The sequence below is a fragment of the Streptomyces yongxingensis genome (genome assembly GCF_055597465.1).
In genome coordinates this window covers 7,983,462-8,007,211 of sequence record NZ_CM145717.1, presented here as the reverse complement: position 1 = coordinate 8,007,211, position 23,750 = coordinate 7,983,462, and the positions used below count along the sequence as shown (strand labels likewise).

General features: G+C 72.7%; 18 protein-coding genes. 8 read left to right on the top strand and 10 right to left on the bottom strand.

Annotated features, from left to right (window positions below; translation table 11 throughout):
• Positions 1-48: 48 nt before the first annotated feature.
• The 7 genes from murD to rsmH form a co-directional block, all read right to left on the bottom strand.
• Positions 49-1,512 (bottom strand): UDP-N-acetylmuramoyl-L-alanine--D-glutamate ligase, encoded by a 1,464-nt coding sequence (murD, locus tag ACZ6TD_RS34325; RefSeq protein WP_471344420.1) that lies wholly within the window; start codon positions 1,510-1,512, stop codon positions 49-51.
• Complete coding sequence (gene mraY, locus ACZ6TD_RS34320) at positions 1,497-2,564, bottom strand: phospho-N-acetylmuramoyl-pentapeptide-transferase (RefSeq protein ID WP_137980679.1); 1,068 nt, start codon at positions 2,562-2,564, stop codon at positions 1,497-1,499. The genes murD and mraY overlap by 16 nt, the downstream gene beginning before the upstream one ends.
• On the bottom strand, positions 2,561-4,000 hold the full coding sequence (locus ACZ6TD_RS34315) for a UDP-N-acetylmuramoyl-tripeptide--D-alanyl-D-alanine ligase (protein ID WP_471344418.1): 1,440 nt from the start codon (positions 3,998-4,000) through the stop codon (positions 2,561-2,563). Before ACZ6TD_RS34315 ends, mraY begins: the two co-directional genes overlap by 4 nt.
• Positions 4,001-4,062: 62 nt before the next feature.
• Positions 4,063-5,823, bottom strand: coding sequence for a UDP-N-acetylmuramoyl-L-alanyl-D-glutamate--2,6-diaminopimelate ligase (locus tag ACZ6TD_RS34310; protein ID WP_471344416.1), 1,761 nt, complete (start codon positions 5,821-5,823; stop codon positions 4,063-4,065).
• Positions 5,824-5,835: 12 nt separating this feature from the next.
• Positions 5,836-7,821 (bottom strand): peptidoglycan D,D-transpeptidase FtsI family protein, encoded by a 1,986-nt coding sequence (locus ACZ6TD_RS34305; protein ID WP_471344415.1) that lies wholly within the window; start codon positions 7,819-7,821, stop codon positions 5,836-5,838.
• Positions 7,822-7,942: 121 nt separating this feature from the next.
• Positions 7,943-8,518 (bottom strand): cell division protein FtsL, encoded by a 576-nt coding sequence (gene ftsL / locus ACZ6TD_RS34300; RefSeq protein WP_471344413.1) that lies wholly within the window; start codon positions 8,516-8,518, stop codon positions 7,943-7,945.
• Positions 8,515-9,477 (bottom strand): 16S rRNA (cytosine(1402)-N(4))-methyltransferase RsmH, encoded by a 963-nt coding sequence (rsmH, locus tag ACZ6TD_RS34295; protein WP_471344411.1) that lies wholly within the window; start codon positions 9,475-9,477, stop codon positions 8,515-8,517. Before rsmH ends, ftsL begins: the two co-directional genes overlap by 4 nt.
• 409 nt (positions 9,478-9,886) lie before the next feature.
• On the opposite strand from rsmH, the gene ACZ6TD_RS34290 reads away from it, so the two are divergent.
• The 4 genes from ACZ6TD_RS34290 (at position 9,887) to ACZ6TD_RS34275 (ending at position 15,531) form a co-directional block, all read left to right on the top strand.
• Positions 9,887-10,441 carry a beta-class carbonic anhydrase gene (locus ACZ6TD_RS34290; protein WP_471344410.1) on the top strand — a complete coding sequence of 185 codons (555 nt, stop codon included), beginning with the start codon at positions 9,887-9,889 and terminating at the stop codon, positions 10,439-10,441.
• A gap of 220 nt (positions 10,442-10,661) precedes the next feature.
• Positions 10,662-11,714 (top strand): AAA family ATPase, encoded by a 1,053-nt coding sequence (locus tag ACZ6TD_RS34285; protein ID WP_471344409.1) that lies wholly within the window; start codon positions 10,662-10,664, stop codon positions 11,712-11,714.
• Positions 11,714-13,102 carry a DUF58 domain-containing protein gene (locus tag ACZ6TD_RS34280; protein WP_471344407.1) on the top strand — a complete coding sequence of 463 codons (1,389 nt, stop codon included), beginning with the start codon at positions 11,714-11,716 and terminating at the stop codon, positions 13,100-13,102. The genes ACZ6TD_RS34285 and ACZ6TD_RS34280 overlap by 1 nt, the downstream gene beginning before the upstream one ends.
• A complete protein-coding gene (locus tag ACZ6TD_RS34275; protein ID WP_471344405.1) occupies positions 13,099-15,531 on the top strand; it encodes a transglutaminase TgpA family protein in 2,433 nt (810 codons plus the stop codon). Before ACZ6TD_RS34280 ends, ACZ6TD_RS34275 begins: the two co-directional genes overlap by 4 nt.
• Positions 15,532-15,803: 272 nt before the next feature.
• On the opposite strand, the gene ACZ6TD_RS34270 is transcribed toward ACZ6TD_RS34275, so the two are convergent.
• The 3 genes from ACZ6TD_RS34270 to ACZ6TD_RS34260 all read right to left on the bottom strand — a co-directional run bounded on the left by ACZ6TD_RS34270 (position 15,804) and on the right by ACZ6TD_RS34260 (position 18,030).
• The gene (locus ACZ6TD_RS34270) at positions 15,804-16,196 is read right to left on the bottom strand and encodes a DUF3040 domain-containing protein (RefSeq protein ID WP_030831620.1); all 393 of its coding nucleotides are present in this window, start codon (positions 16,194-16,196) and stop codon (positions 15,804-15,806) included.
• 271 nt (positions 16,197-16,467) lie between these two features.
• Positions 16,468-17,250 carry a methyltransferase gene (locus ACZ6TD_RS34265; protein WP_198277192.1) on the bottom strand — a complete coding sequence of 261 codons (783 nt, stop codon included), beginning with the start codon at positions 17,248-17,250 and terminating at the stop codon, positions 16,468-16,470.
• Positions 17,251-17,499: 249 nt separating this feature from the next.
• Complete coding sequence (locus ACZ6TD_RS34260) at positions 17,500-18,030, bottom strand: SAV_6107 family HEPN domain-containing protein (RefSeq protein ID WP_471344404.1); 531 nt, start codon at positions 18,028-18,030, stop codon at positions 17,500-17,502.
• Between the two features lie 192 nt (positions 18,031-18,222).
• On the opposite strand from ACZ6TD_RS34260, the gene ACZ6TD_RS34255 reads away from it, so the two are divergent.
• The 4 genes from ACZ6TD_RS34255 to ACZ6TD_RS34240 all read left to right on the top strand — a co-directional run bounded on the left by ACZ6TD_RS34255 (position 18,223) and on the right by ACZ6TD_RS34240 (position 23,708).
• On the top strand, positions 18,223-19,059 hold the full coding sequence (locus ACZ6TD_RS34255) for an ATP-binding cassette domain-containing protein (protein WP_471344402.1): 837 nt from the start codon (positions 18,223-18,225) through the stop codon (positions 19,057-19,059).
• Positions 19,031-21,115, top strand: coding sequence for a YhgE/Pip family protein (locus tag ACZ6TD_RS34250; RefSeq protein WP_471344400.1), 2,085 nt, complete (start codon positions 19,031-19,033; stop codon positions 21,113-21,115). Before ACZ6TD_RS34255 ends, ACZ6TD_RS34250 begins: the two co-directional genes overlap by 29 nt.
• Before the next feature lie 35 nt (positions 21,116-21,150).
• Positions 21,151-21,771: a TetR/AcrR family transcriptional regulator gene (locus tag ACZ6TD_RS34245; protein WP_413100677.1), complete on the top strand. Its 621-nt coding sequence runs from the start codon at positions 21,151-21,153 to the stop codon at positions 21,769-21,771.
• Between the two features lie 380 nt (positions 21,772-22,151).
• A complete protein-coding gene (locus ACZ6TD_RS34240) occupies positions 22,152-23,708 on the top strand; it encodes a phytoene desaturase family protein (protein ID WP_471344399.1) in 1,557 nt (518 codons plus the stop codon).
• The last annotated feature ends 42 nt before the right edge of the window (positions 23,709-23,750 follow it).

The following is a 23,750-nucleotide window of genomic DNA, read 5'->3' as shown; positions in this document are numbered from 1 at the left end:
CCCCTCCGGTTTCCCCGCTGCGGGCGGTCCTCGCGGGGGACCGGCGGGCTACTGATCGTCCGGGACCCGGCCGGAGGCCAGGTCATGAACCGCCGCGGCGAAGGCGTCGCCCCGCTTGTTGTAGTTGGTGAACATGTCCATCGAGGCACAGGCCGGGGCCATCAGGACGGTATCGCCCGGCCGGGCGAGCCGCGCCGCTTCGCGCACAGCCGCCGCCATCGCCCCAGTGTCGGTCCGGTCGAGGTCCACGACCGGGACATCTGCTGCGTGTCGCGCGAGCGCTTCCCGGATCAGGGCACGGTCGGCGCCGATCAGCACCACGCCGCGCAGCCGCTTGGCCGCCGTAAGGACGAGCTCGTCGAAGGTGGCCCCCTTGGCGAGGCCGCCCGCGATCCACACGATGCGCTCATAGGCGCCCAACGACGCCTCCGCGGCATGGGTGTTGGTCGCCTTGGAGTCGTCGACGTAGGCCACGCCGTCGACGTCCGCCACGTGCTCCACCCGGTGCGGATCGGGCCGGAAGGCGCGCAGGCCGTCCCGTACGGCCGTCGGCGGGACGCCGTAGGCGCGGGCCAGGGCGGCCGCCGCGAGGGCGTTGGCGATGTTGTGCGGGGCCGGCGGGTTCACATCGGAGACCTCGGCGAGCTCCTGCGCCTGCTTCTGGCGGTTCGCCACGAAGGCCCGGTCGACGAGGATGTCCTCCACGACGCCGAGCTGGGAGGGGCCGGGGGTGCCGAGGGTGAAGCCGATCGCCCGGCAGCCCTCCTCGACGTCGGCCGCGCGCACCAGGTCCTCGGTGGCGGGGTCGGCCACGTTGTAGACGCAGGCCACCTGGTTGCCCTCGTAGATCCGGCCCTTGTCGGCCGCGTAGGCCGCCATGGAGCCGTGCCAGTCGAGGTGGTCGGGGGCGAGGTTGAGCACCGCCCCCGAGTGGGCGCGCAGCGAGGGCGCCCAGTGCAGCTGGTAGCTGGAGAGTTCGACGGCCAGCACGTCGTACGGCTCGTCGCCCAGCACGATGTCCAGGAGCGAGACGCCGATGTTGCCGACGGCGGCGGTGCGCAGCCCGGCCGCCTCCAGGATGGCCGCCAGCATCCTTACGGTGGTCGTCTTGCCGTTGGTGCCGGTGACCGCGAGCCAGGGCGGGGCGTCCTTCCCGCGCAGCCGCCACGCCAGCTCCACATCGCCCCAGATGGGCACGCCCGCCTCGGCGGCGGCCAGGAAGAGCGGGCTGGTGGGCTTCCAGCCGGGGGTGGTCACGATCAGCTCGGTGCCGTCGGGAAGCGTCTCCCCGTCGCCGAGGCGGACCGTGATGCCCAGCGGCTCCAGCTCGGCCGCCTGGGCGCGCTGCGGTTCGCCGTCGCTGCCGTTGACCACGGTCACCGAGGCCCCGAGGCCCCGCAGCGCACGCGCTGCGGGGACCCCGGAGACGCCGAGTCCGGCGACGGTGACCTGCCGTCCGGCGAGGTCGGACACGTCGAGGGAGGCGGCGCCGGACGTCACGAGGCTCGCCACCCCGCGTAGAAGATGCCGAGGCCGACGATCACGCACATGCCCTGGATGATCCAGAACCGGACCACCACAAGGACTTCGCTCCACCCCTTGAGTTCGAAGTGGTGCTGGAGCGGTGCCATCCGGAAGACCCGTCGCCCGGTCGTCCGGAAGGAGCCGACCTGGATGACCACGGACATGGTGATCAGGACGAACAGACCGCCGAGGAGGGCCAGCAGCAGCTCCGTGCGGGAGCAGATGGCGAGCCCGGCGAGCGCGCCGCCGAGCGCGAGCGAACCGGTGTCACCCATGAAGATCTTGGCGGGTGAGGTGTTCCACCACAGGAAGCCGAAGCAGGCGCCCATCAGGGCGGAGGCGACGACGGCCAGATCGAGCGGGTCGCGGACCTCGAAACAGGACGCCGGGTTGGTGAGGGTCTGCGCGTTGGCGCAGGACTCCTGGTACTGCCAGACGCCGATGAAGGTGTAGGCGCCGAAGACCATCACGGAGGCGCCGGTGGCCAGACCGTCGAGACCGTCTGTGAGGTTCACCCCGTTCGACATCGCCAGGATCATGAACAGCGCCCAGATCGCGAAGATCACCGGGCCGAAGGACCAGCCGAAGTCCTGGACGAAGGAGAGCCGGTCGGAGGCGGGGGTCTGCTGGCGCGCGTCGGCGAAGTTCAGTGCGAGGATCGCGAAGGCGATACCGACGATCAGCTGACCGGCCATCTTGGCCTTGGCCCGCAGACCCAGGCTGCGCTGCTTGACGATCTTGATGTAGTCGTCGAGGAAGCCGACCAGGCCCATGCCCGCGAACAGGAAGAGCACCAGCACGCCCGAGAAGGTCGGCTGGCTGCCCGTGATCACCTTCGTCAGGGCGTAGGCGATCAGCGTGGCCAGGATGAAGGAGATACCGCCCATCGTGGGCGTGCCCTTCTTGCTGCCGTGCGTCCGCGGACCGTCGTCCCGGATGTACTGGCCATAGCCCTTGCGGGCCAGCAGCTTGATCAGCAGCGGCGTGCCGATCAGGGTCAGAAAGAGCCCGATGGCTCCCGAGAAGAGGATCTGCCTCATGCCCATCGGCCGGCGACCTCACCCTCACCGTCGAGCAACTCCTGAGCGAGCCGCTCCAGGCCGACCGACCTGGATGCCTTCACCAACACGACGTCCCCCGGTCGCAGCTCGCTGCGCAGCAGATCGACCGCTGCCCGCACGTCGGACACGTGCACCGACTCCTCACCCCACGAACCCTCGTTCTTGGCGCCCATGTCCAGCCAGGCGGCCTCCTGGCCGCCGACCGCCACGAGCTTGCTGACGTTGAGCCGGACGGCCAGCCGCCCGACCGCGTCGTGCTCGGCCAGTGACTCCTCGCCCAGCTCGGCCATCGGGCCGAGCACCGCCCACGTGCGACGCCCCGGTGTGGCAGCGCCCATGGCGACCAGCGCGCGCAGCGCTGCTCGCATGGACTCGGGGTTCGCGTTGTAGGCGTCGTTGACGACCGTCACGCCGTCCGAGCGCTCGGTGACCTCCATCCGCCAGCGGGAGAGCTGCCCCGCCTCGGAGAGCGCCACGGCGATCTCGTCGACGGACATGCCCAACTCATGGGCGACGGCGGCCGCGGCGAGCGCGTTCGACACGTGGTGCTCACCGTACAGGCGCATGGTCACTTCGCTGCACCCGGTAGGGGTGTGAAGCGTGAAGGCGGGACGGCCGCCGTCGGCGAGCCGGACATTCCCGGCACGCACATCGGCGTCCTCGGCCTCGCCGAACAGGACGGTACGGGCCTTGGTGCGCGACGCCATGGCGCGCACGAAGGGGTCGTCGGCGTTGAGCACCGCCACCCCGCCCTCCACGGCGGGCGGCAGGGACTCCACGAGCTCGCCCTTGGCCTCGGCGATCTGCTCCCGGCCGCCGAACTCCCCGATATGGGCGGTGCCGACGTTGAGCACGAGTCCGATACGGGGCGGGGTGAGGGTGGCCAGATACCGGATGTGGCCCTTACCGCGGGCACCCATCTCCAGCACCAGGTGCCGGGTGGCCTCGTCGGCGCTGAGCGCGGCCACAGGCAGCCCGATCTCGTTGTTGAAGTTGCCCGGCGTCCATACGGTGGGGCCCCGGCGCTGGAGCAACTGGGCGATGAGGTCCTTGGTGCTGGTCTTGCCCGCGGAGCCGGTGAGGGCGACCACGGTGGTGCCCAGACGCTCCACGACGGCGCGCGCGAGCGCTCCCATGGCGGCGATGACGTCGGGGACGACGATCGCCGGTACGGGGGCGTCCGGGGTGCCGACGGGGCGGGCGGCCAGGACCGCCGCGGCGCCCGCCTCGACCGCCTTCCGTGCGAAGTCGTGGCCGTCCACGCGCTCCCCGGGGAGCGCGGCGAAGAGGCTGCCTGGCCGCACCTCACGGGAGTCGATCACGACGGGGCCCGTGACCTTCAGGTCCGGGTCCGGTATGTCGTGCGGCTGTCCACCGACTAGGCCGGCGATCTCGGTGAGGGACAGTGCGATCACTGATCACCTCCGGCCGTGCGGGAGAGCTGCCTTGAGGGGGCTGGTGCGCGCATGGCGGTCTGTCATCCCTGGTCGTCTAGGTGTTTGTCCCGGTGCTGTGGGCTCGCCTCGGGGCGCGTGGCATCGCGCCTGTGGGCTCGCTCACTGAGCTCGATGGCTTCGCGGAGTACCTGGCGGTCGTCGAAGGCCCGGATCACGCCCGCGATGTCCTGGCCCAGCTCGTGGCCCTTGCCCGCCACGATGACGGTGTCACCCGGCTCGGCGCGGGCGACGGCGGCCGCGATGGCGTTGGCCCGGTCCTCCTCGACCAGCACATCACCGCGCTCGTGGGCGGGCACCTCGGCGGCGCCCGCGAGCATGGCGGCGAGGATCGCGAGCGGGTCCTCGGAGCGGGGGTTGTCGGAGGTGAGGACGGCCGTGTCGGCGTAGCGGGCCACCGCGGCGCCCATAGGGCCGCGCTTGAGCCGGTCGCGGTCCCCGCCGCAGCCGAGGACGGCGTGCAGCTTGCCGTCGGTCACCTTACGGAGGGCACGCAGCACCGACTCCACGGCGTCGGTCTTGTGGGCGTAGTCGACGACCGCGAGGTACGGCTGGCCCACGTCGACCCGCTCCAGCCGGCCCGGCACGCCGGGGACGGCGGCGACGCCGTCGGCGGCCGTCTGCGGGTCGATCCCGGCGACGGCGAGCGCGACGACGGCGGCGAGCGCGTTGGCCACGTTGAAGGGGCCCGGGAGGGGCGCGGCGGCCCGTACGGACTCACCGTTCGGGCCGACGGCGGTGAAGGTCGAGCCGAGCGGGCCGACCTCGACGTCCGCGGCGCGCCAGTGGGCGTCGGGGTGGCCCTCGGCGGAGAAGGTGGTGACGGGCACCTCGGACTGTTCGATCAGGCGGCGGCCGTACTCGTCGTCGTAGTTGATCACTCCGAGGCGGCTGCGGGCCTTGGTGAACAGCTGGGCCTTGGCCTGGAAGTAGTCCTCCATGCCGGAGTGGAACTCCATGTGCTCCGGGCTGAGGTTGCTGAAGACCGCGACGTCGAAGACGCAGCCGTCGACGCGGCCGAGGACCAGGGCGTGGCTGGAGACCTCCATGACGACCGAGCGGACGTCTCGCTCCCGCATCACCGCGAACAGCGCCTGGAGGTCGGTGGCCTCGGGGGTGGTGCGCTCGGACTTGATGCGCTCGTCGCCGATCCGCGTCTCCACGGTGCCGATGAGACCCGTAAGGCCGCCGTCGTGCTTCGCGGCGGCCTTGAGGCCGCCCTCGATGAGATACGCGGTCGTGGTCTTGCCGGAGGTACCGGTGATGCCGATCTGGAGCAGGTCGTGACCCGGCTCGCCGTAGATCGTGGCGGCCAGCGCGCCCATCCGGCCGCGCGGGTTGTCCACCGCGAGGACCGGCAGGCCGGTGGCGGCGGCGCGCTCGGCGCCGGCCGGGTCGGTCAGCACCGCGACCGCGCCGAGGTCGGCGGCCTGGGCGGCGAAGTCCGCGCCGTGGAGGCGGGCACCGGCCAGCGCGGCGTACACATCGCCGGGGCGCACGGCCCGCGAGTCATGGGTGATCCCGGTGACCGCGGCCCGTTCCGGGGCTTCGGGTGCTTCGACGCCCAGCTGATCCGCCAGGTCGGCCAGCGGGATCGGGCGGACCTGGAGAGGACGGGGCGCTCCCGGGTATTCCACAGAAACGTCCTTCTGAGGGGTTTGGGACTGATCAGCGTGGGGCACGGCGGTGAGCGTACCCGGGACACCCGCTCCCCCGCGAAATGAGGCGGCGGTACGGGGCCGTACCGGACCGTGGTTCCCGGGGTCCGGCGTGATCGTCGTCACTGCTGGGTCCGCTCACTGGCCCGGGTTGTAGCTCACCGGGAGCCGTTTGGGCTGCTTCCCGGACGGCGGGACCTGCAGGGCCTTGAGGCCGAACTCCATGACCTTCTTGTAGACCGGTCCACAGACCTGACCGCCGAAATAGCTGCCCTTGGTCGGGTTCTGAACGGCACAGTAGACGGTCAGCCGGGGTTTGTCGGCCGGGGCGAAGCCGGCGAAGGACGCGGTGTAGCCGCGGTAGCGGCCGGTCTTGGGGTCCACCCGGTTGGAGGTGCCGGTCTTGCCCGCGACAAGATAGCCCGGGATCTTCGCCTTGGTGCCGGTGCCCTGCTGGTCGTCGACGACCGACTCGAGCATCTCGGCGAGCGTCTTCGCGGTCTCCTTACTGACGACACGGGTCTTCTTGGGGGCGGGCGCGGCGGTGAAGTCGCCGCCGGGCCCCCTGGCGCCGCGGATGAGGGTGGGCGCGATGCGCTCGCCCCCGTTGGCGATGGTGGAGTACACCGAGGCCGCCTGGACGGCGTTGAGCGACAGCCCCTGGCCGAAGGGGATGGTGTACTGCTGCGAGGCGCTCCAGTCCTGCGGCTTGGCCAGGATGCCCGGGGTCTCACCGGGGAAGCCGAGCCCGGTGGGCTGGCCGATCCCGAACTTGCGCAGATAGGAGTAGAGGATCTGGTTCCGCTGCCGCTTGGCCTTGGCCAGCTGCTCGGTGGCGAGGATCGTGCCGATGTTGCTGGACTTGGCGAGCACGCCGTTGAGCGTGAGGTACCAGGTCGGATGGTCGATGTCGTCGGCGAAGGCCCGGTCGGCGCGCGGCAGCCGGTTGGGGACCACCACATGGGTGTCCCAGCGCGCCACGCCCTCCTGGAGAACGGCGGCCATGGACATCAGCTTGCTGACGCTGCCGGGCTCATAGGCGTCGGAGACCGCGGCGTTGCCCAGGGCGTCGGCGTCCGTGGTGGTGATGTCGTTGGGGTCGAAGCCCGGGGCGTTGGCCAGGGCCAGGAGCTGTCCGGTGCGGGTGTCCTGGACGATGACGTAGCCGCGGTCGGCCCCGGACTTGCGCACCTGGTCGGCGATGGCGCTCTGGGCGGCCCACTGGATGTCCCGGTCGATGGTCAGCTCGTAGTCGCTGCCGGGGACCGCGGGCTGCTCCTTGACGTCGCCGGTGGGCACCTGGTGGCCGCCGGACTGGGCGTAGACGCGCTTTCCGTCCTTGCCCGCGAGCTTCTTGTTGAGCTGCTGCTCGAGCCCGGCGGAGCCGCGGCCGTCGGCGTCCACGAATCCCAGGATCCCGGCGGCGAGGTCCCCGTTCGGATAGACCCGCTTGCTGTGCGCCTCGCGGTTGACCCCGGCCAGGACATTGGTGCCCTTGCCCTTGGCCGCCGCGGCGTCCAGGGCGCTCTTCAGGTCCTTGATCTGGTTCCAGACCTGCGGGGACTGCTGCCGGGCGAGCACGACGTACTGCGACCTGGGGTTGTCGGTGAGCTTCTGCTCCAGGTCCGCCGGGTCCTTGCCGAGGATCGGCGCGAGCAGGGACGCGGCCTGGCGGGGCGCGTCATGGGTCTTGGATGTCTTGGGCGTGAGGAGGTCGGGGGCGGCGGTGATGTCGTAGGCGTCCACGGTGGTGGCCAGGTCGACGCCGTTGCGATCGGTGATGGAGCCGCGCTCGGCGGACAGCTTCACCGGGATGTAGCGGTTGACGTTGGCCTTGGCCGCGTAAGCGCTGGCGTCGACGGCCTGCACCTGGAGCAGCCGTACGACGAAGACCAGCATGACGAGGGTGAGGCCGAGGCTGATCAGCCGGAGCCGGGGGCGCGGGCTGCCCAGCCGCAGCTGCTGGGGAGCGCCGGGGCGGGGGCGCGGGGCCGGACGGCCGGACGGTCCGCCCTGGCGCCGGCGCTCGCCGGGGCGCCGCGCCGGGTCCTGGCGCGGGCGGCGGTCGCCGCGGGGACCGGCCGGGCCGGGCACCCCGCGGCGGGGGTCCTTGGGCGCGCTCACGCGACGACCGCCCTCGGCTCGATAGCCGCCCTCGGCTCGGTGGCCGTCCACCGCGCGCGGGCGGTCGTCCGCGCGGGCGGGGTGGGCTGGGCGCAGGCTGGGGGTCGCGTCACCGTGTCACCTACTGAGGGGCCGGGGTGGAGTTCGCGGAGGCAGAGGTGGATGCGGAGGCGGAGTGGCCGGTGGGCAGCCCCCACGGGGTCACCGAGGCCGTGGCGGCCGACGGCGTCGGCGGCGCGAGGGCGGACGGAGTGGGCGACGCCTCGGACCGGATGGGCGACGCCTCGGACGGCGTGGTGCCGAATGAGGGCGGCAGCACCTGGCCGGGGCCGCCGAGCACCGAGGGCTGCCCCGTGGCGGGCGCGGGCACCCCGCTGACCGAGCCGTCCGGGTTGAGGAAGGCGGGGTTGCCGCCGGGCACCATCCCCAGCTCCCGGGCGCGCCGCTCCAGCTCGCCGGGCGCGGAGAGCTTGTCCACGTCCTGCTGGAGCGCCTGGCGCTCGTCGGTGAGCTCCTTGGTCTGCTTCTCCAGCCTGCTGAGCTCGAACGACCCCTGGTTGAGGGAGGAGTTCAGCAGCAGCAGCGCGATCAGGCCGGAGCCGAGCAGGACCACGACGAGCAGCACGAAGGGCGTGCGCCTGGCCGTGGTGGCGCCCGGCGCCGGCCGCCCTTTCGGGCCCGTCCCCCGCACGCTCATGGAGCGACCTCTTCCCGGATCCGCTCCGCCCCCCGGAACCGCGCCGGGGCGGCCCGGCGGTTCTCGGCGATCTCCTCCTCGGTGGGCAGCTCCGCGCCGCGGGTGAGCAGCTTCAGCCGGGGCTGGTACTGCTCGGGGATGACCGGCAGCCCCGGGGGCGCCGTATTGCGGGCACCGGCCGCGAGCACCTGCTTGACCAGGCGGTCCTCCAGTGAGTGATACGACAGCACGGCGATCCGACCGCCGACCGCGAGCGCCCTTACGGCCGCCGGGATGGCCCGCTCCAGGACCGCGAGCTCGCCGTTGACCTCGATCCGCAGCGCCTGGAAGGTGCGCTTGGCCGGGTTGCCGCCGGTGCGCTTGGCCGCCTGCGGCAGCGCCTCGCGGATCAGCTCGACGAGCCGGGCGCTGGTGGTGAACGGCTCCTTGGCGCGCTCGCGCACCACCGCGTCCACGATCTTCTTGGCGAACTTCTCCTCGCCGTACGTCCGCAGGATGCGCACCAGGTCGCCCGGCGGATAGGTGTTGAGCACCTCCGCCGCGCTGACTCCTGTGGTCTGGTCCATCCGCATGTCCAGCGGGGCGTCCTGGGCGTAGGCGAAGCCGCGCTCGGCCTCGTCCAGCTGCATGGACGACACGCCGAGGTCGAAGAGGATCCCCTGGACGCGCGGGACGCCGAGCCGGTCGAGGACCTCGGGCAGCTCGTCGTAGACCGCGTGGACCAGCGTCGCCCGATCGCCGTAAGGGGCGAGCCGCTCCCCGGCGAGCCGCAGCGCGGACGGGTCGCGGTCGAGGGCGATGAGCCGGGCCTCGGGGAAGTCGCGCAGCAGCGCCTCGCTGTGGCCGCCGAGGCCCAGGGTGCAGTCGACCACGACCGCGCCGGGCTGGGCGAGAGCGGGGGCCAGCATGTCCAGACAGCGCTGGAGCATGACGGGAACATGGAGAGCGTTGCTGCTCATTGCGCTGCTCGTGCGCCCTTCTGAGGATCGGGCGAGGATGATACGCACCGCCGGGTCCCCACCCGCTCTGAAGGGGAAGTGGCCTACTGGCGCCGGGGAAGTGACGTCAGGCGACCGGAGCGGGAGGAGGCCGAGGGGTACGTACGCACCGCGCTCACGCGAAAGTCCGGGGTCCGAGGGGAGCGTCACGCCTCCCACTTCGCGCCACTTTAGTCCACTCGTCCCTTCGGTCAACCAACCGGCCTGCGCGTCCCGCCCCAGGGGTGGTATCCCCTCCCCGGAGCACCGGACCGCGGGGCGCGAGGGGTTGTGGATTGCCTCACATCACCCCTTCGGCCCACCCCGTTGCCCTCGTTTGCCCTACCTAAAGAAAAGACAAAATCCCCTGGTGAGAGGTAGCGTCGTCATCATGTCGATATCAGCGCCGCAGCCGAACCCGTCCACCGACCGCGACGCCCGCACGGGAAACACGGTCACCGACAGCCTCGTGGAGGCCAACCGCAAATACGCCGAGAAGTTCACCGACCCGGGGATGGACGCGCGGCCGGTCCGGCGCGTCGCCATCGTCGCGTGCATGGACGCCCGTCTGGACCTGCACGAGGCACTCGGCCTCGAGCTGGGCGACTGCCACACCATCCGTAACGCGGGCGGTGTGGTCACCGACGACATCATCCGGTCCCTGACCATCAGCCAGCGGGCCCTCGGGACCCGCAGCGTCGTGCTCATCCACCACACCGGCTGCGGTCTGCTGAACCTCACCGAGGACTTCCGGCACGAGCTGGAGGAGGAGGTGGGACAGCGGCCGTCGTGGGCGGTCGAGGCGTTCAAGGACCTCGACGCCGACGTCCGCCAGTCGATGGAGCGGGTGCGCACCTCGCCGTTCCTGGTGCACACCGACGACGTCCGCGGCTTCGTCTTCGATGTGACGACGGGTCTGCTGCGGGAGGTCACGCCGCGGACGTGAGAGGTGCTGGAGATACGGAAGGGATTCAGCACTCGAACTCGTACAAGCGTGACAAATAACCCCGGGTTATCCACAGCCGAGTGACGCGAGGCCGCGGAGACCGCAAGAATGCATAGGTGACATCGTCCCCCGCAACCACGCGGGGGACCGATGTCAGCGTTTGCGGTGGGCCGGTCCGTTCCGAGGGCAACGGCCCTGAGAACGGGCCGAGGAGGGCCGGGTGACGACCTATGACGAGCGAGCGAGCCTCAGCGATCTGACCACCACAGCGGATCGGATCCGCAGGTCGGTGGAGGGTGTGATCGAGGGCAAGCCCGAGGTCGTACGGCTTTCGCTGACCGTGCTGCTCGGCGAGGGGCATCTGCTGATCGAGGACGTCCCGGGCGTGGGCAAGACGATGCTGGCCAAGGCGCTCGCCCGGTCCATCGACTGCTCCGTGCGGCGGATCCAGTTCACCCCGGACCTGCTGCCGTCCGACATCACCGGCGTGAGCATCTTCGACCAGCAGCGCAAGGAGTTCGAGTTCAAGCCGGGCGCCATCTTCGCCCAGATCGTGATCGGCGACGAGATCAACCGCGCCTCGCCCAAGACCCAGTCCGCGCTGCTGGAGTCGATGGAGGAGCGCCAGGTCACCATCGACGGGGAGAGCTATGAGCTGCCCAACCCCTTCATGGTGGTGGCCACGCAGAACCCGGTCGAGATGGAGGGCACCTATCCGCTGCCCGAGGCGCAGCGCGACCGCTTCATGGCCCGTGTCTCCATCGGCTATCCCAGCCCACAGGCCGAGCTCCAGATGCTGGACGTCCACGGCGGCGTCTCCCCGCTGGACGACATGCAGCCCGTCGCGCACGCCCATGAGATCGTCAAGCTGATCGAGGCGGTGCGCTCGGTGCACGTCGCCGAAGCCGTCCGGCGTTACGCGGTGGACCTGGTGGCCGCCACCCGCAACCACCCCGATCTGCGGCTGGGCGCCTCGCCGCGTGCCACGCTGCATCTGCTGCGGGCCGCCAAGGCGTCGGCCGCGCTGGCCGGGCGGGACTTCGCGCTGCCGGACGATGTGCAGTCCCTCGCCGTCGCGGTGCTGGCCCACCGGCTGCTGCCCACCGCGCAGGCCCAGCTGAACCGCCGCACCTCCGAGCAGGTCGTCGCGGACATCGTGCAGCGCACCCCGGTGCCCACCGCCGCCCAGCGCGGGGCGGGCGGGATGCCTCCCATGCCGCCCATGCCCCCGGCCGACTTCGGCCGGCAGCAGCCGGGCGCGCGGAGGCTGTGATGGCCGCAGGGGGGACGGACATGGGTCCCGAGGGGCCCGGCGCCGGCGAGCAGTCGGGCGGGCTGCGGGCCGCCCTCGCCGGTCTAACCACCCGCGGCCGTTCCTTCCTGGCCGCCGGGGTGGCCGCCGCGGTATGCAGCTACGTCCTGGGCCAGGCGGATCTGCTGCGGGTCGGGCTGCTGCTGGCCGCGCTGCCGCTGGTCTGCGTGGCCGTGGTCTACCGCACCCGGTACCGGGTGGCGGGCAGCCGACGGCTCGCGCCCGCACGGGTGCCCGCGGGCTCCGAGGCCCGGGTGCACCTGCGGATGGACAATGTCTCGCGGCTGCCCACCGGGCTGCTGATGCTCCAGGACCGGGTGCCCTATGTGCTGGGGCCGCGCCCGAGGTTCGTACTGGACCGGGTGGAGCCCGGCGGCCGCCGCGAGGTGTCCTACCGGGTCCGCTCCGATCTGCGCGGCCGCTATCCGCTGGGCCCGCTCCAGCTGCGGCTGAGCGATCCGTTCGGGATGTGCGAGCTCACCCGCGCCTTCAGCGCCTACGACACGCTCACGGTGGTGCCCCGGGTCGAGCCGCTGCCCCCGGTGCGCCTGACCGGCGAGGCCGCGGGGTACGGGGACGGGCGGCACCGCTCGCTCGCGCTGGCCGGTGAGGACGATGTCATCCCGCGCGGCTATCGCATAGGCGACGATCTGCGCCGGGTGCACTGGCGCTCCACCGCGCGCTACGGGGAGCTCATGGTCCGCCGGGAGGAGCAGCCGCAGCGGGCCCACTGCACGGTGCTGCTGGACACGAGGCGCACCGCCCACTACGGCTCCGGGCCGGACTCGGCCTTCGAATGGGCGGTCTCCGGGGCGGCCTCGGCCGCTGTCCACCTGCTGGAGCGGGGCTATGCGGTCCGGCTGCTGACCGATACCGGAAGCTCGGTGCCGGGCCCGGACGGCGGAGGCGGCTTCACCGGTTCCACCCATGACTCGGCGGAGACGGCCGGGCTGATGCTGGACACCCTCGCCGTGGTGGACCACTCCGACGGCGGAGGGCTCTCGCCCGCCTATGAGGTGCTGCGCGGCGGCGGTGAGGGGCTGCTGGTGGCCTTCCTGGGCGATCTGGACGAGGAGCAGGCGGCGATGGCCGCCCGGATGCGGCACCGCACCACGGCCGCGGTGGCCTTTGTGCTGGACAGTGCCGCCTGGTCGCGCGGGGCGGAGTCCGGGAGCACACGGGAGCTGGAGGACCGGCTGCGGCGGCTGCGCGAGGCGGGGTGGACGGCGCTGCCGGTCGGCCCGGGCGCCTCGCTGGCGCAGCTGTGGCGGCAGGCCGACGCCCAGGGCGCCACCCGGGCGGACGCCGGAAGCCGCGCGGCCGGCGGCATGACAGGGAGCTGGACATGAGTGGAAGCGTTCGGCTCGCGATATGTGCGGCGCTGGCCACGGTGGCGGCGGCCTGTGCGCTGCTGCCACTGGTGGATCCGGCGAGCTGGCTGTTGCAGGCCGTCCTGTTGCTGACGGTCCAGAGCGCCACGGGCGTGGCCGCCCGCCGGGTGCCGCTGGCCCGTCCGCTGACGGTGGCCGCGCAAGCCCTGGTGACGCTGCTGCTGCTCACCCTGGTCTTCGCGCACGACCAGGCGCTGGGCGGGCTGCTGCCGAGCCCGCAGGCACTCCACGAGTTCGCGCTGCTGCTGCGCGACGGCGCCGACGACGTGGGGCAGTACGCGATCCCCGCGCCGCTCACCGATGGCATCCGGCTGATGCTGGTGGGCGGGGTGCTGATGATCGGCCTGGTGGTCGACGCGCTCGCGGTGACGTACCGCGGCGCGGCCCCCGCCGGGCTTCCGCTGCTCGCGCTGTACTCGGTGGCGGCCGGTCTGTCCGACGACGGGAGCGACTGGCTGTGGTTCCTGCTGGCGGCGGCCGGCTATCTGCTGCTGCTCCTGGCCGAGGGCCGGGACCGGCTGTCCCAGTGGGGCCGGGTCTTCAGCGGCGGCGCCCCGCATCCGGCGGGCATGCCGCCCTCGGGCCTGGCCGGGGCCGGAGGCAGCCCGGCGCTCGCCCCGGTGCGCACCGGACGCAGGATCGGCGTGCTGGCGCTCGGCATCGCGCTCGCGGTGCCCGCGGCGCTGCCGTCCCTGGACGGCGGGCTGCTGGACCGGCAGGGCGGCAACGGCGGGTCGGGCAGCGGCGGCGGCACGATCTCGGCGGTCAATCCGCTGGTGTCGCTCCAGGACAGCCTGAACCAGCCGGAGAACAAGGAGGTGCTGCGCTATCGCACCTCCTCGCAGACCACCCAGGACCTCTATCTGCGGATCGTGGCGCTGGACCGGTTCGACGGCACCTCGTGGAAGTCGTCGGAGCGGCATGTCACCGACGTGCCCAGTCAGCTTCCCTCGCCTGCCGGGCTCGGCCCCTCGGTCCGGGTCTCCTCGATCGACACCTCGATCTCGGCCGCCGACTGGTACGCGCAGAACTGGCTGCCCCTCCCCTACCCCGCCTCCAGGGTCGAGATCGACGGCCGCTGGCGCTACGAGCCGGAGGGCCGCACGCTGGTCGGCGACCGCGGCCAGACCACCCGGGGCGCGCGCTACCGGGTCACCAGCCTGCTGGTGGAGCCCACGGCCGACCAGCTCGCGGCCGCCCCGGCACCGCCCTCCCGGCTGCGGAACGAGTACACCGAGGTGCCGGACTCGCTGCCGTCCGTCGTGGCCCGTACGGCGCGGGCGGTGACCGCCGGCGCGGCGAACGCGTACGAGAAGGCGGTCAAGCTCCAGGACTGGTTCGCGGTGAACGGAGGATTCCGTTACGACACCCAGGTGCAGTCCGGCAGCGGCTCGGCCGCCATCGTCCGGTTCCTGAAGCAGCGGGAGGGCTTCTGCGTCCACTTCTCCTTCTCGATGGCGGCGATGGCCCGGACGCTGGGCATTCCGGCGCGGGTCGCGGTCGGGTTCACCCCCGGCACCGCTCAGGCGGACGGCTCGGTGTCGGTGGGTCTGAAGGACGCGCACGCCTGGCCGGAGCTGTACTTCGAGGGCGTGGGCTGGACCCGTTTCGAGCCCACCCCGAGCCGTGGCACCCAGCCCGACTACACGATGGAGCAGACGCCTTCGGGCACCCCGACCGACGAGCCGACGGCCGAGCCCACCGAGACCTCCGAGCCGACAGCCGCGCCGACCGCGTCCGACAGCTGCTCCCCGGACATGAAGAAGCTGGGCACCTGTGGCGGCGCCGCGGCCCAGCAGCCGGACAACGGCGCCTCGGGCGGGGGCTGGTCGGCGACCAAGGTCACCAGCTGGAGTTCGCTGGCGGTGCTGCTGGTCGTGGTGCCCCTGCTGCCCATGCTGTGGCGGCGGCGGATACGGACCCGCAGACTGGACGGTTCGGGCGGGCGCACCGAGCAGGACGCCGCCGACCGGGTGCTCGCCGCATGGCGTGAACTCACCGACTCTGCCTGGGACTTCGGTGTACTGCCGGACGACTCGCTGACCTCGCGCAGGGCGGTGGCCCGCATGGTGCGGATCGCCGGGCTCGACGACGAGCCGGCCCGGGCGGCGCAGCGGGTGGCCGAGGCGGTCGAGCAGGTGCTGTACGCACCGCATCCGCGTCCGGTGACGGGCGTCGCGGACGATGTCCGGCTGGTGCTGGCCGGATTCCGGGCCAAGGCGGGGCGGCGGGAGCGGTTGCGGGCGCTGCTGGCCCCTCGGTCCGCGGCCCAGTTGGCGTGGGCGGCCGGACAGCGCTGGTCCGCGCTGGTCGAGCGGTGGGGAGCGCCCCGCTGGGTCCGCTGGGCCTCCCAGCTCCGGACCCCGCGCGGCCAGCAGGAGAACTGAGCCCGGGGCGCCCCTGAGCGCCTGTGACTGAGCCCCCGCGCACGGCGCGGGGGCTCAGCCGTGGGCGGAAGGGGCTGCGGCAGCTCGGCCGCGGGCGGAGAGGGGGAAAGGGCTACGCACGGCGAAGGGCTACAGCACGCCGAAGTAGTGCAGCGCGGCCGAATGGCTACAGCGCGGAAACGCACCAGGGAAACACACCGGGGAAACTCACCGCACGGTTGAGGGGCGGTCGCCAGTCGGCGACCGCCCCTCAACCGCTCATCCGTGAATTCTCAGTGGCCCTGCTCATCACGGCGCCGCTGCCACCGCTCCTCAATGCGTGTCATCATCGAGCGGCGCTGACGGCCCTGACGGCGGGGAGCCGCCCCGCCGCCGCGCTGTGCCTCGCCGGGTTTGGGAGCCTTGCGCCATCCGGTCACCGCGAGCACCGCACATCCCAGCATGATCAGGAAGCCCACCACGCTGATCCAGATCTGGGGAACGATCACCCCGACCATGAGGAGTGCGATGCCCACCAGAAAACCCGCGACCGCCTGGTAGACCCGTCGCCGGGTGTACGTTCGCAGGCCGCTTCCCTCAAGCGCTGTCGCGAACTTGGGATCTTCGGCGTACAGCGCTCGCTCCATTTGCTCGAGCATGCGCTGCTCGTGCTCCGAGAGCGGCACGGAGTCCTCCTACTCGTCGGTCGCGGGGGGCGACCGGGTGCGACCCTTTCAGGATAGGCAGGGAATCGCCCCCGTGAAACCCGCCCCTCAACGCCAATTCGCCCACCCCTTCGGGCGTGGCGAAAGTTGACGCTGAGACGTCCATTCCCCTCCCGCCGATTGGCCATGCCGGACGGTGTACCCCGATCATACGGCGCCGGACGTCCGAGCGGGCCTCCTGTGGCCGACTCCACCTGCACCGCACGTCGTCGGGTGGGGCGGGAGGAGCGCTCTAGTCCCGCTCGGCGAGAACGTGCAGCTGAGTGGCGACGGAGCGGAAGGCGGGCAGCTCCGCGGCGGCCTCCTCCAGTTGCAACAGGGCGTCCAGTGCCCCGGGCTCGGTGTCCACGAGTACCCCGGGGACAAGATCGGCGAAAACCCGCACCCCGTGCACCGCGGCGATCTCCAGACCGGCCGCGCGCACCAGCCCGGAGAGCTGGTCCTCGGTGAAGCGGCGTGGCATCGGGTCCCCGGAGCCCCAGCGGCCCTCGGGGTCGGTAAGCGCTTGCCGGGCCTCGGTGAAGTGACCGGCCAGTGCGCGGGCCAGCACGGCGCCGCCCAGGCCCGCGGCGAGCACGCTGAGGGTTCCGGCGGGGCGCAGGGCCGCCGCCGCGTTCCGCAGGCCCTCGGCGGGGTCGTCCACGTACTCCAGCACGCCATGGCAGAGCACCACGTCGTAACCGCCGCGCTCGACCACGTCGAACAGCCCGTGGGCATCGCCCTGGACCCCGCGCACCCGGTCGGCGACCCCGGCCTCGGCGGCCCGCCGCTCCAGCGCGAACAGCGCGTTCGGACTCGGGTCGACCACGGTGACGCGGTGGCCGAGGCGGGCCACGGGAACGGCGAAATTGCCGCTGCCGCCGCCGGTGTCCAGGACGTCCAGCGCGCCGTGCACGGCCTCGCCCCCGGCGGGCTCCCGGCCCGTGGCCTTGGCCCGCCGTTCCAGGGCGTCTTTCAGGACCTCCCAGACCACGGCGGTACGGAGGGACGCACGGGGGCGCTGCGGGTCTGACACGGCGGGTGGCTCCTCGGCGCGGTGCCGCCACCGCCCGGAGGCGGTGACGACGGCTTACTGAACGTCGGCGCTCCCAGCCTATTGCCTCCGTGGGGCGGGCCGCGCCGAGGCGGCCGGCCCCACGCGGACACCAGGCCGCCCCCACGCGGACACCAGGCCCCCACGCGGATACCGGGTCGCTCCCACGCGGATACCGGGTCGCTCCCACGCGGAGACCAGACCGCCCCCGCGTGGATACCGGGCCGCCTCTCAGGCCCCCGACGGGCCCGGCTCGCCGTCCGGCCTCTGGTGCGGCAGGGCCGGCTGCAGCATCAGCATGCGCTCCACCAGGCGCAGGAACATCGCGGTGGCGCGCAGCAGATCGTCCGCGTCCCGCAAGCTCGCGGCGCCCTGTATCCCCGCCTCGGCGCGGGCCCGGCGCTCGGCGCCGGAGGCGAACAGGGCGCTCCACTCGGCCAGTTCGGGAGCGACCTCCGGCAGCACCTCCCAGGCGCTGCGGATGCGGGCGCGGCGGCGCGCGGTGGACTCCGGGCGGCCACGCACGGCGAGCACGGCGGCGGCCGTGCGCAGGGCGGCCAGATGCGCGGTCGCAAAGCGCTCGTTGGGGGTCTCGAGCGCGGCGGCCTCCTCCAGACCCTCATGGGCCTGGGTGAGCAGGGCCGCGGCGGCGGGCGGGGCGGACGCGCGGCGCAGCACGGGGTGGACATCGCTCGCGGGGCCGGTCAACGAGGGGGCAGGGGCGGCGGCACGGTGCCGGCGCGCTGCGGCGGTACTGGCCATGACGAACCTCCTGTCGTCGCGTGGCGGCCGCTCGTGTGGTAAAGCGACCGCCGTATGGGGCCATCGTGGGGCACACCACTGACAATCGGCCCTGACCAGCGCGAACGCCCCCGGCTCCACGCCTCGTTCCGCCATGCCCCATACTGGTTTTTGCACTGACCAGTCAGTTCAAAAATCAAGGAAGTGATCTGTGTGGGGGGCACCCCAGAAGCGGAGGCCGGGGCGGCGGTGACGGCCGAGGGGCTCGGCGTCAGGGGGTCGCACGGCTGGGCGTTCCGCGGTGCCGACATCGCCGCCGACCCGGGTGCCCTGATCGCCGTCGAGGGCCCGTCCGGCTCGGGCCGCACCTCTCTTTTGCTCACGCTCACCGGCCGGATGCGCCCCACCGAGGGACACGGCGGTATCGGCGGCTTCCGGGTTCCCCAACAGATGGCGCGCATACGCCGGATCAGCGCGCTCGCGCATGTGCCGGGCGTCACCGAGCTCGATCCGGTGCTCACGGTCGCCGAGCACCTGCGGGAGCGGGCCCTGCTGCGGCGCCGGTTCGCCGACTCCCCGCGCGGGCTGCTGCGCCCGCGCCGGGAACGGGCCGCCGCGTCCCGGGCCGCGATCGACACCGCCCTTACGGCCGCCGGGCTGGATCTCGACACGCTGCCCAAGGGGCCGCGCACGGCCGTACGGGACCTGGAGCGGCTGGAGGCGCTGCGGCTGTCGATCGCGCTCGCGCTCATCGCCCGGCCGCGGCTGCTGGCCGTCGACGACGCCGACCTGAAGCTCTCGGACGCCGACCGCGACCGCGCCTGGGCGCTGCTGCGGGAGATCGCGGAGGACGGCATCACGGTCCTCGCGGTGTGCAGCCAGGCCCCGCCCGGCGCGGTCGTGGTCCGCACCGCGCGCACCAGCGCCGTGGAGAGCGACGAGGCGGGCCGCCGGACCCAGAAGGCCGACGCGCCCGCCGCCGAGGGACACGAACACGACGAGAACGAGGAGGGGTCGGCGGATGCGCTCGCCGAAACTCGCCGCGCTTGAGCTCAAGCGGTTCGGGAGGGGCAGGCTGCCGCGCGCGGCACTCGCCGCCCTGCTCCTGCTGCCGCTGCTCTACGGCGCGCTGTACCTGTGGTCCTTCTGGGATCCGTACGGCAAGCTGAACAAGATCCCGGTCGCCCTCGTCAACTCGGACACCGGCGCCACCGTGAAGGGCAAGCACCTCACCGCGGGCGACGACATCACCGACAAGCTGCTCGACAGCGAGACCTTCGACTGGCACCCCGCGAGCGCCGCCGAGGCCCGTAAGGGTGTCGCGAACGGCACGTACTATCTCTCGCTGACCGTCCCCCCGGACTTCAGCCGGCAGATCGCCTCCAGCTCCGGCAAGTCCCCGGAGACCGGCGCCCTCAAGGTGCGCACCAACGACGCCAACAACTACATCGTCGGCCAGATCTCCCGCTCGGTCTTCTCCGAGGTGCGCGCCGCGGCCTCCACCAAGGCGTCCCGCGGCTTCTACGACAACATCTTCATCTCCTTCGCCGACATCCACGGCGAGACGGAGAAGGCCGCCAAGAGCGCCGACAAGCTCGGTCAGGGCATCGGCAAGGCCAAGAAGGGTGCGGACGACCTCGCCAAGGGCCTGGCCAAGGCCAAGGAGGGCAGCCGCGATCTGAAGTCCGGGCTCGGCACGCTCTACAAGGGCTCCGGGACGCTCGAGACCGGCGCGGGCGGGGTCGCCGACGGCACCCAGTCCCTGTCCGACAAGGTCGACGACGTGGCGGCCAAGGTCCGCCCGTTCCTCGAGGAGCACGGCAAGGAGATCGGGGACATCTCCCAACTGGTCGCCGACGCCTCCCAGAAGGCGTCCGACAACCTCGACACCCTGCCCGAGACGACGTCCACTGCGGCCACCAAGGCCCGTAAGGCGTCCGACGACCTCGCCGCCGACTACCGGGCCCGCTGCGGGGGTGCGGTGCCCACCGACCCGGACTGCCCCGCGCTGAAGAAGTCGGTGGCGGCGGCCGACACCGCCGCCGATGTGGCCGAGGACGTCAACAAGCTGGTCCAGGACCACACCGGCCAACTCGACGCCCTCGGCGGCCATCTGGACGATCTGCACGACCAGGCGCTCTGGCTCGCGCACAACGCCCCGCACCTGGACACCGACCTCGACTCCGCCGTACGGAAGATCAACGCCCTCAACTCCGGGGCGCAGAAGGTCGCCAAGGGCGCCGGAACCCTGCACACCGGGCTGAGCACCGCCAAGACCGGCGCGTCCGACCTCGACAGTGGCGTCGGTAAGGCGCGCGGCGGCGCGGACACCCTGGGCGGCGGGATGTACCGGCTCGTGGACGGCTCCGGGAAGCTCTCCGGCGGTCTGCACGACGGCGCCGCCAAGATCCCCGACTACGGCAAGCAGGACCGGGACGCCCGTACGGAGGTGATGTCGGATCCGGTGCGGCTGGTCAACCAGGCGCTGCACAAGGCGCCCAACTACGGCACGGGTTTCGCCCCGTACTTCATCCCGCTTTCCCTGTGGGTCGGGGCGATGGTGGCCTACATGCTGATCCAGCCGCTCAACGGGCGCGCGCTGGCGGCGGGCGCCTCCTCCTGGCGGATCGCGTTCGCGGGCTGGCTGCCGGTCGCCGCGATCGGTGTGCTCCAGACGCTGGCCCTGATGGCGGTGTTGCACTGGGCGATCGGCCTCGAGATGGTGCGGGCCGCGGGCACGCTCGGCTTCCTGATGCTGGTGACGGCCTGTTTCGCGGCGATCGTGCAGTGGCTGAACGCCCGCTTCGGACCGGCCGGCCGGATCCTGGTGCTGGCCCTGCTGATGCTTCAGCTGACCTCGGCGGGCGGCACCTATCCGGTGCAGACCAGTCCGCGCTTCTTCAACGCCATCCACCCCTTCCTGCCGATGACCTACGTGGTGGACGGACTGCGCCGGCTGATCACCGGCGGCGGGCTCGGCCCGGTGTGGCTGGCCTGTGGGGTGCTCCTCGGGTTCAGCGTGGCAGCCCTGGCGCTCACCGCGTGGTCGGCACGGCGCCGGCAGGTGTGGACGGTGGACCGGCTGCACCCGGAGCTGAGCCTGTGAGCGGGATAACATCGACAACGGGCAGAATCGGCGCCATGGACAGCAGCAGCACGCGCCGCCAGGCCACCCGGCAGAAACTCTTCGAGGCAGCGGTCACCCTCATCGCCGAACAGGGCTTCTCCTCCACCACCGTGGACGAGATCGCCGAGCGGGCCGGGGTGGCCAAGGGCACGGTCTACTACAACTTCGCCAGCAAGACCGTGCTCTTCGAGGAGCTGCTGCGGCACGGAATCGAGCTGCTGACCGCCTCGCTCCAGACCGCCGCCGACGAGAACGCCGAGCGCGGTGGCAGCCATGTGGACGCGCTGGACGCCATGGTCCGCGCCGGGCTCGACTTCATCTCCCGCTATCCGTCGCTGACCCAGCTCTACGTGGCCGAGCTGTGGCGCACCAACCGCGCCTGGCAGTCCACGTTGATGATGGTCCGGCAGCGGGCCATAGCGGTGATCGAGGCCGAGCTGCGGGCCGGGGTGGCCGCGCACGAGCTCAGCGAGGACATCGACATCCCGCTGACGGCGTCGGCGCTGTTCGGGATGGTGCTGGTGGCCGCGCTGGACTGGCAGTCCTATCAGCCGGAGCGGTCGCTGGAGGATGTGCACGCGGCGCTGTCGCGGCTGCTGCAGGGCCGCGTCGGCGGGACCGTGGCCTCCGGATAGGACCGTGGCCTCCGGATGGCCAGGCGGACGAAACGGCCGCCGGTTGAAAGCAGAAGGCGCTGTTCCGGCAGATCGACCTTCATCGACCTGACCGGAACAGCGCCTCCCCCCGTAACTCCCCCGTACTTCCCCCGTTGGAGGCTCCTGGTCCGGAGACTCCCGGTGACTCCCACCTTTCGTCCGGGCCCGCGCCGTTCCGCCGCCCCGTGCCGGCGGTGCGGCGCGTGGCCCTTCCGTGTGCTCCACTCTCTCGTCCGCGCAGGTGGCGGCCCATCCGCGCGGCTACTCATCTCCCCGGCTGAGTACGCGTACTCAGCTCTGCGCGTTCGTCCCCAGGCACGGTGGCCCGGCTGTCGGTGGGGGCGGATAAAGTCACGGTCATGGCACGGATTGTGGTGATCGGCTCCGGGATGGGCGCCATGGCGGCGGCCGCCCGGCTGGCCGTGGCGGGCCACCGGGTGGTGGTGTACGAGCGCGGGCGCACCCATGGCGGCGGGGTCGGCCGCTTCGAGCGGGACGGCTTCCGCTTCGACACGGGCCCGGGGCTGCTGCATCTGCCCGCCGTCCACCGGGATCTGTTCGTGAAGACCGGCAAGCAGACCCTGGAGCAGAGCGTCGAGCTCGTCCAGGTCGACCCGGCGAGCCGGCACCTCTTCGCCGATGGCACGGACGTCCGGCTGCCCAACGCCTCGCGGGCCGGGGTGCTCCAGGCGCTGGACGGCGCCTTCGGCGCGGGCGCGGGCGAGCGCTGGAGCGATCTGGTCAACCGGGCGCGCGAGGTGTGGGACGCCACCCGCAGACCGCTCCTGGAGGAGCCGCTGCGCGCCGACTGGCCGGTCCTGGGCCGCGACCCCTATCCGGCCGCCCCCGTGCGGCGCGGCCGGCTCGGCGGCCTGTTCCGCCGGGGCGCCGCCGCCGGGCCGCCCACGCTCGCCGAGGTGGCCCGCCGCGAGCTGAGGGATCCGCGCGCCGCGGCCCTCCTGGAGAGCCATGCGCTGGCGCACGGCCTGGACCCGCGCTCCGCCCCCGCCGCGGCCACCGTGCTGCCCTATGTCGAGCAGACGTTCGGCACCTGGTACGTGCGCGGGGGCATGCGGGCGCTCGCCGATGCCCTCCATGAGCGCTGCCGTCAGCGGAGGGTGGAGTTCCATTTCGAGGCCGAGGTCACCGGCATCGTGGAGAAGGACGGCCGCGCGGCGGGTGTGGAGCTGGCCGACGGCACCGTCACGGAGGCCGACGCGGTGGTCTCGGGCATCGACCCCGCGCTGCTGCCCCCGCTGCTCGGCGGGCAGCAGCCCTGGCGGGAGGGGGACGTCCGGCCGGAGCCCGGCGCGGGCGGCGGCACACCGGGGCGGCTGACCGTCCTTCTGGCGCTGCGCGGCGCCCGCCCCGAGGGCACCGCGCACCGCACCGTGGTCCACGCCCCGGACCGCGACGCGGAGTTGGCCGCCGTCTTCGGCGACGGCCAGGGGCTCCGCGAGCCCTGCCCCCGCCCCACGGTGACCGTGCTGCGCCCGGACGAGCCCGCGGTGCGCCCGGACGCGGAGCACGAGGCCGTCACCCTTACCGCCGTCGTCGCCCCGCACGGCCCGGTGGACTGGACGGACGGCGCGGCGGCGGAGCGGGACGCCCAGCGGCTGATCACGGCCGCCGAGGCCGCGATACCGGATCTGCGGGGCCGGCTGCTGTGGCATGAGGTCCGCACACCCGCCGACACCGCGGCGGAGACGGGCGCCCGGGGCGGTGGCGTGCCGGGCCCGGCGCTCGCCGGGGCGGACGGCGCGTTTCTGCGGCCCGCCAATGTCACGCGGATACCGGGCCTGTATCTGGCGGGCGGCTGGGCTCATCCGGGCGGCGGGCTCGCCCATGCGGGGATGTCGGGCGCGCTGGTGGCCGGGCTGATCGTCGAGGGCGCGGACTGGCGGGGCTCCCAGTAGCGCGGGCCCCGGAAACGCGCGGTGGGTGCCGCTCCCGGGAGC

Bases quoted from the DNA above. Each gene is read 5' to 3' on its own strand.
- ACZ6TD_RS34245 (WP_413100677.1), top strand. From the start codon at position 21,151: ATGGACAGCAGCAGCACGCGCCGCCAGGCCACCCGGCAGAAACTCTTC.
- ACZ6TD_RS34290 (WP_471344410.1), top strand. From the start codon at position 9,887: ATGTCGATATCAGCGCCGCAGCCGAACCCGTCCACCGACCGCGACGCC.
- rsmH (WP_471344411.1), bottom strand. From the start codon at position 9,477: ATGAGCAGCAACGCTCTCCATGTTCCCGTCATGCTCCAGCGCTGTCTG.
- ACZ6TD_RS34280 (WP_471344407.1), top strand. From the start codon at position 11,714: ATGGCCGCAGGGGGGACGGACATGGGTCCCGAGGGGCCCGGCGCCGGC.
- ACZ6TD_RS34250 (WP_471344400.1), top strand. From the start codon at position 19,031: ATGCGCTCGCCGAAACTCGCCGCGCTTGAGCTCAAGCGGTTCGGGAGG.
- mraY (WP_137980679.1), bottom strand. From the start codon at position 2,564: ATGAGGCAGATCCTCTTCTCGGGAGCCATCGGGCTCTTTCTGACCCTG.
- ACZ6TD_RS34260 (WP_471344404.1), bottom strand. From the start codon at position 18,030: ATGGCCAGTACCGCCGCAGCGCGCCGGCACCGTGCCGCCGCCCCTGCC.
- ACZ6TD_RS34275 (WP_471344405.1), top strand. From the start codon at position 13,099: ATGAGTGGAAGCGTTCGGCTCGCGATATGTGCGGCGCTGGCCACGGTG.
- ACZ6TD_RS34240 (WP_471344399.1), top strand. From the start codon at position 22,152: ATGGCACGGATTGTGGTGATCGGCTCCGGGATGGGCGCCATGGCGGCG.
- ftsL (WP_471344413.1), bottom strand. From the start codon at position 8,518: ATGAGCGTGCGGGGGACGGGCCCGAAAGGGCGGCCGGCGCCGGGCGCC.